Genomic DNA, 7,160 nt, shown 5'->3' with positions numbered 1-7,160 from the left:
TTTGTGTGTAGGCTTCTTCATTTGAAAATTATATCGCTGAAAAAGCCTTTACAGATAGGTTTGTGCAACAAAGCCATGGAAAAATGCAAATGCATCATTGCAGCCAAAATCGTGGTCAAAAATTTAATGTGATCGCTTTATAATTTAACTACAATATTCTTAGATGATGACCCATTAAATATTTATAGGTCATCATCTGAAATTACACTTTCATTATGGCTGCTGACTAAATAAATTATAAATCACTTTTCTGAGCCATTGATGACTGGTTTGATGGTGGCATGAAGTATGCCAATACTGTCTTACTGGATAAGTTGGAAAACTTAAAGGTGCATTTACAACTTTTAAATTGCCACGGGCTAATAGTACCTCACTTAAATAATAAGGTACGGTCGCAATCATATCGGTTTCTTGCACAATTAAACCTACACCCAAATAACTTGGGATACTCATTAAAATATTTCGCTTTAACCCTAAATTACTTAATTCATTTTCAATATGATAATGCCCGATACTGGTATCCACATCGACATGCGATTCACGGATATACGCATTCACATCTAAACTATTTTCACAAATTCTTGGATGATCCTTACGACACAACACAATATAATATTGCAAGAATAACTGTTGCTGATAAAAACCTTGTTCTAACTCAGGTAAAAAACCAATGGCAAAATCAATTTCACCATTTGCCATTTGATAACTGGTTTCACGGGTAATTGGACGAATTTTGATTCTGACCGTGGGTGCATGTTCTTTTAAATATCGACTCAGTTTAGGCAACAATACTAAATGTGAAACATCTGTCATCGCTAAAGTAAATAATTGATCTGAATGTGTCGGATCAAAATCTACCTTAAAATTATTGACCGTTTCTATTTTATTAATAATTTCACTAATTGGAGAAAAAATCTGTTTTGCCAATTCTGTAGGCAGCATTTCATTGCCCACCCTCAAAAATAAGGGATCATTAAAATGCTGACGAATTTTATTTAAGCAGTTACTTACCGCAGGTTGGCTCATACCTAGAGCATCTGCTGCAGCTGATACATTTTTTAATTTATATACATAATAAAAAATCTGTAGCAGTTTGCTGTCTAACTTAAACATATTAATCTTTCCTTAGAATCGATTTTCACTGCTCAGTTTTCATCCTCAATTAGCGCCAAGATTTTAATTTAGAGCTATGTCCAATACCCACATTAAAACTATTGGTTGGATCTAACTTTTGATAATGCTGCTTTAATGCAGGTTTCGCCACATATAAATGTCCAACATTATGTTCAGCAGGATACTCTGCGCCACGAGCATCAAGCAATGACCACATTTGATGTTCCATGGCCAACGGGTCTACCCCTTTTTGAATGATATAGTCCTGATGAAAGACATGACACAAAAAATGTCCGTAATACAACTTATGTATAATCGCCCGCTCCAATTCTTCGGGTAAATTTTCAACCCATTGCGAATCATTACGTCTTAGAGCAATGTCTAAGGCAACAATGTCTTCAACTTCATCTCGATGCGTATCGCGGTAACGAATTGCTGCACCCGCCACAGCAAAACGATGCAAAAAGGCTTTACGTCCTTCATCCTCATTACACAGAAAGAAACTGCCTGAACTGCGTGTAATAAAGTAATCCAGTAAAAATTGCTGTACTGCTGCAACATCTTGCTGCTCAATACGTAAAATTAAATGATGCTCGTACAAATCACGAAATTGATTCATCCGTTCAGGTAAATGATTAGGCAACAGCTTCGTGAACATTTGCAAAACTTTATCGGACAGCCCGCGCATGCCCCAACGGCTCAGCACACCATCGACTTTATCTTTCATGGCAAAAGCGGCAGGTACTTTACTGGTGCCAAATTTCTCAATAAACAAGAAACTGTCTTTGCCATATTCTGCGCCAATGTCATAGGCAACACGGTGGATATACTCGCCTGCAATTGGAACACGGGGTAAATCACGCAATAAAAAACGGCGGATGGCGGTTAAATCATCCTGTTGATTGGTGCCAATATAAAACACCTGACTCGGGATTTTTTCAAAAGTATCCAAGCGCACGGCAAATACACAAACTTTTCCTGCAGAACCCGATGCTTCAAATAAACGGCTTGGATCGGCATTAAAACGTGCAGGGGTATCAGCATCAACTTGTGCAACATCATGCACATAACGCTGATCTGAAGCACAGCAGTGTTCTGAGTATTCAATATCTTCTGCGGTATATTGTTGCTGTTCCAATCGGGTCAGAATTTCTTCTGGATTAGTACCTAAATTTACCCCTAAATGATTGATCAACACCAACTCGCCAGCAGCATTAACTTGAGCGTATAAGGCCAATTCGGTATAGGCAGGACCTCGTCTAACCAAAGCACCACCTGAATTGTTGCATACTCCACCCAAAACTGAAGCGCCAATACAAGATGAACCAATCACTGAATGTGGCTCACGTTGGTGTGGTGCCAATTGCTGCTCCAATGCATCCAACGTAGCTCCAGGTAAACAAATCACTTGCTTAGCATCATTAATCAGCTGAATGCCTTTTAAACGCTGAGTATTTATCAGAATAACAGGACGGTCATAATCATCACCAAAAGGGGTCGAACCACCAGTCAGTCCTGTATTGGCGGCCTGCATAATAATGATACAGTCTGCCGCCACTGCCACTTGCAACACTTGCCACTGCTGCAATAAAGAACCTGGCGTGACCACCGCAAAAACCTGCCCCTCACCAAAACGTCGCCCTTGACGATATAAACGAGTATCCGATTCATGGGTCAATACATGCGCTTTTCCCACAATATCAACCAAATTTTTGAGTGTCGCTGCAGCATCAAATTGTGCTGTTGATGAATTTGTCTGTGGCATGGTGTGCACGTCCTGAATTCCAATGGTGAAGAAAATACAATTGAGCAATCAAGCCAAACTTTTAAAGTTATGGATTCATCGCCCATGTTTGCAAATTAGTCTTTCAGCTCACGCTCAAGTCGCACCAGACAATCTGAAGTAATGGCCTGAATATTCTTGGCACCTGTTAAGGTCATTGCCACCCGCATTTCTTTATCCATCAGTTCAAGTAAATTACTCACTCCTGCACCGCCTGCTGCACCCAATGCATAAATAAAGGCTCGACCGAGCATACAAGTATCGGCACCCATGGCCAGCATACGTACTACATCTAAACCGTTACGAATGCCTGAATCTACCAGAATTTTTAAATCGCCTTTGACAGCATCGGCAATGGGTGGCAAGGCACGTGCAGTAGATAACACACCATCTAACTGACGCCCACCGTGATTCGATACCACAATACCATCGGCACCAAAGCGGACTGCATCTTTGGCATCTTCAGGGTCTAAAATGCCTTTAATCACCATCGGGCCATCCCAAAATTCACGAATCCACTCTAGGTCTTTCCATGAAATGGATGGATCAAAGTTATTGCCCAACCAACCAATATAATCTTCCAGTCCAGTCGGCTTGCCCAAGTATTTGGAGATATTGCCCAAATCATGTGGGCGGCCGAGTAAACCCACATCCCACGCCCAGTTTGGATGCATCACTGCTTGCATATAACGGCGCATGGCCGCATTTGGCCCACTCATGCCTGAATGTGCATCACGATAACGTGCACCAGGCACAGGCATATCTACTGTAAAAACCAATGTTGAACAGCCAGCTGCTTTGGCACGTTCCAAAGCATTGCGCATAAAGCCACGGTCACGTAACACATAGAGCTGAAACCACATTGGGCGAGAAATGGCAGGTACCACTTCTTCAATTGGACACACCGACACGGTAGATAATGTAAACGGAATACCCTTTTTGTCTGCTGCTACCGCAGCCTGTACTTCACCACGGCGCGCATACATACCTGTTAAACCGACTGGCGCCAAAGCCACAGGCATCGACAAAGTTTCATTAAATAACGTGGTTTCTAAACTTAAAGCCGACATGTCATTTAATACACGTTGGCGCAAGGCAATTTGTGAAAGGTCTTCTACATTTCTTTTTAGCGTTTGTTCCGCATACGCACCTCCATCTATATAGTGAAATAAAAATGGCGGTAAACGGCGTTTAGCTGCTTCGCGGTAATCATTCGCAGAAGAAATAATCATGGCGCTATCCTGTTTAATCGACTCGCACGCTGACGACGCGCATCTTCCTCGTCTATCATGCGTACTTGTTGAACTACAAATTCAATATGTCCACACACTGCCGCACGGGCAGCTTCTGGATCCTGACGTTCAATTGCATCCATCACTTGAAAATGCTGATCATGCAACTGATCGAAACGGTGGGCTTCGGTATAAACTTTACGTCGACCCAAAACCACGTTGTATTGCAACAAATCAAATAAGCCGCGCATCATTTGAATAAGCACCAAATTGTGCGATGCCTCGGCAATTGCCAAATGAAACTTGGCATCGGCAATTGCCGCCTGATCATCATCACCCAAAATTTGAAAATGGGCGATTTGCTCATAACAAGCACGGATTTTTTTCAAATCCTCAGCGGTTGCCCGCTGTGCGGCATACCATGCCGTACCACCTTCAAGCACCATTCGTGCTTCCTGCACATCAAAACGATAAGCAGGATCTTCATCAATCAGGTTACTTAAAGGCTGCACAATTTGATATTGCGACCAATTGGTTGGCAGCTGTTGCAAAAAAGTACCCGCTCCAACTTTGCTGACCAGCATGCCCTGACTGGTCAATTGCTGAATAGCCTCACGCAAAGAGGAACGGGAAACCCCGAGTTGTTCACACAACTTTCTTTCGGCAGGCAATCGGTCTCCGACTTGCATCTGATTTTTTTCAACCAGTGTGCGCAGGTCTTGAACAACTTTGTCGGAAACTTTCATGCGGCTATCCTCTTGTGCATGTGGTTATGGAATCATCCATGGGAACACATAAGCTTGTAGAGTGATAATAATACCGATCATTACGGTAAACGTGATACTGTGTTTCACGGTAAAGCGGAATAAATCCGATTCTTTTCCGACTAAACCCACTGCCGCACAGGCAATTGCAATCGATTGTGGTGAAATCATTTTGCCTGTTACTCCACCACTGGTATTGGCAGCAACCAACAGAACTTCTGGCACACCAATTTGCTGTGCAGTTGTGGCTTGCAAGGCAGCAAATAAGGCATTGGCTGATGTATCTGAACCTGTCAAGAACACTCCAATCCAACCTAAAAATGGCGAGAAGAATGTAAAAGCATTGCCTGTGTGTGACAAAGCCAGTGCCAAAGTCGCAGACATGCCTGAATAATTGGCAATAAAAGCAAAAGCCAACACCATTCCAATCGAATAAATTGGTGTTTTTAGCTCGTTGATGGTTTCTGCAAAAGTTTCAACAGCTTCGCGCGGTTTCATTTTTAAGTAAATGATGGTGATGACAGCCGCAATCATAATTGCAGTCCCTGTTGCACTCAGCCAATCGAACTTAAAGATCGCATCGTAGTCTTTGACATCTGCCACTACAGGCGGCATTTTTTGCACCAATTGATGTAAAAATGGCACCTTGATGGAAATTACCCAGTCGTGCATTGCCCCATCTTTGGCAAATAAATCTTTAAACGGTTTGATGCTCCAAATGGTGACCATCACCGTTAACACTGCAAAGGGTGACCATGCTTTAACAATCTGCCCTATGCTGTATTTTTGCTGTTGTTCTGCAACCAAGTTGGCATCTACTTTTGTGTCTGCATCGCTAAAACGGAAAATGTGTTTTGGCTGCCAGAATTTAAATAAGACCGTTAAACTAATCAAAGAGGCAATTGCAGCTGTAATGTCTGGTAACTCAGGTCCAACAAAGTTAGAGGTCAAGTATTGTGCAATCGCAAAAGCACCACCACCCACCAACACTGCAGGCCAAGTTTCTTTCACACCGCGCCAGCCATCCATAATTGCCATAATCCAGAACAGCACAATAGGCACCATAAATGGCAACTGACGTCCAACCATCTGGCTAATTTCCATGGTTTCTACACCTGAAACCTGACCTGCCACAATAATTGGAATACCCATTGCACCAAACGCAACTGGTGCGGTATTCACAATCAAGCATAAACCCGCAGCGTATAAGGGTTTAAAACCTAAACCCACCAATAACGCTGCAGTAATTGCCACTGGCGCCCCAAAGCCCGCTGCACCTTCTAAAAATGTCCCAAACGCAAAGCCGACTAATAGCATCTGGAGACGCTGATCTTCTGTAATCGAAAGAATAGATGAGCGAATAATGTTAAATTGCCCTGTTTTTACAGAGATTTTATATAAGAATAATGCGCCAATAATAATCCATGCGATTGGCCACAAACCGTAGAAAAATCCATAGATCAATGAAGCAAAAGCCATTGGTGCTGGCATGCCATAGGCAAATAAAGACACTAATAACGCCAAAATCACCGTAATTGTTCCCGCAACACTTCCCTTTAAGCGAAATACAGCCAGTGCCAAAAAGAAAAAAATAATCGGGATTGATGCAATTAGACTCGAAATCCAAATATTTGCCATTGGATCATAGATCTGTTGCCAATGTTGAAGCATTGTCATCTCCTTGAAATGCTCACTCAAACGTAAACATAGGTCTAAGCATAGAGGTAAAGTTCTAATTTTGGTCTGACCAATATTGAGATAAAAAACACCAAAACACTCAATATCGCTCACAAATAATAATTTTATTCATTCAAATGTCAACATTGGTCTGATTTATTATTTTAATGGTCATACCAATTATTATGATAAATATGGATATCCCTGCACGCAAAAATCGCTAGCAGAAAAATTTAAACTTTGTTTTTTCTTAAATTTTTAGCGGGCTGGTCATGTGGCTTGAAGTGACTACGACTTTAGTCGAATAACTCATGTATTTAAGCGCTTATTAAAAGACTGGATGAATGAAACTCACTCTAGACATGAGTTAATCTTGAGCAATATACAGCCTAAAAGAAGGCTCGGATGAGTATGCTACAGACTCAATGAATATATAAAAGAGAACGGATATTCATGCTTAATCAAAAGCATAAATGAAAAAAATAACGCCATGCTTGATCTTAATTTCCATTCAAAGAGTAATTAACTATAACTAAAAATATAGACAAATATTTGCATAAGTGCTCATTTTGTCTATGTCGATTCAGTAGT

The 7,160-nt window shown here is 41.5% G+C and carries 5 protein-coding genes; all 5 read right to left on the bottom strand.

Annotated elements, in window-relative coordinates; genetic code table 11:
• Positions 1-213: 213 nt before the first annotated feature.
• The 5 genes from HHA41_RS12570 to lldP all read right to left on the bottom strand — a co-directional run bounded on the left by HHA41_RS12570 (position 214) and on the right by lldP (position 6,569).
• A complete protein-coding gene (locus HHA41_RS12570) occupies positions 214-1,113 on the bottom strand; it encodes a LysR family transcriptional regulator (RefSeq protein WP_168418659.1) in 900 nt (299 codons plus the stop codon).
• A gap of 49 nt (positions 1,114-1,162) precedes the next feature.
• A complete protein-coding gene (gene dld, locus HHA41_RS12565) occupies positions 1,163-2,878 on the bottom strand; it encodes a D-lactate dehydrogenase (RefSeq protein ID WP_168461927.1) in 1,716 nt (571 codons plus the stop codon).
• A gap of 95 nt (positions 2,879-2,973) precedes the next feature.
• Positions 2,974-4,128 (bottom strand): FMN-dependent L-lactate dehydrogenase LldD, encoded by a 1,155-nt coding sequence (gene lldD / locus HHA41_RS12560; RefSeq protein ID WP_104470019.1) that lies wholly within the window; start codon positions 4,126-4,128, stop codon positions 2,974-2,976.
• On the bottom strand, positions 4,125-4,874 hold the full coding sequence (gene lldR, locus HHA41_RS12555) for a transcriptional regulator LldR (protein WP_005179260.1): 750 nt from the start codon (positions 4,872-4,874) through the stop codon (positions 4,125-4,127). The genes lldD and lldR overlap by 4 nt, the downstream gene beginning before the upstream one ends.
• 24 nt (positions 4,875-4,898) lie before the next feature.
• Entirely contained in the window at positions 4,899-6,569 is a 1,671-nt protein-coding gene (gene lldP / locus HHA41_RS12550) for an L-lactate permease (protein ID WP_171525316.1), read from the bottom strand.
• Positions 6,570-7,160: the final 591 nt, after the last annotated feature.

It is taken from the genome of Acinetobacter sp. A1, from assembly GCF_012371315.1.
Taxonomy (GTDB): Bacteria; Pseudomonadota; Gammaproteobacteria; order Pseudomonadales; family Moraxellaceae; genus Acinetobacter.
The sequence above is the reverse complement of the archived record's forward strand: the minus strand, read 5'-3'. Positions and strand labels throughout refer to the sequence as shown.